Source organism: Sphingomonas sp. LH128, assembly GCF_000293195.2.
GTDB classification, from domain to species: domain Bacteria; phylum Pseudomonadota; class Alphaproteobacteria; order Sphingomonadales; family Sphingomonadaceae; genus Novosphingobium; species Novosphingobium resinovorum_A.
On the sequence record NZ_ALVC01000595.1, the window covers coordinates 1 to 310 of the forward strand.

Annotated in this window: 1 protein-coding gene; it reads left to right on the forward strand. The window is 70.0% G+C overall.

Annotation, left to right across the window (positions count from 1 at the left end):
• Window positions 1-222: PfkB family carbohydrate kinase (locus LH128_RS30490; RefSeq protein ID WP_008833547.1), on the forward strand; the 222-nt coding region annotated here is incomplete at its 5' end.
• Between the last annotated feature and the right edge of the window lie 88 nt (window positions 223-310).

Consider the following 310-nt stretch of genomic DNA (forward strand, 5'->3'; position numbering starts at 1 on the left):
AGCGAGGTCGATGTCACCGGCATCGTCGACCGCATCGGCACCGGCGACGCCTTTGCGGCGGGCGTGCTGCACAAGTGGCTGCAGGGCGCGGACCTCGTCGCCACCGCGCAGGCGGGGCTGGCCTACACCGTGCTCAAGCATACCGTGCCCGGCGACATGTGTCTGGTCGGACCGGCGGAGCTGGAAGCCTTCTCGGCTTCGGGCGGCGACGTCAGGCGCTAAGAGAAGAAGAAGGCCCACCCCCAGCCCCTCCCGCAAGCGGGAGGGGAGCGAGACTTGGCAGCTTGCTGCCTAGTCGCAGCGGGGTGGG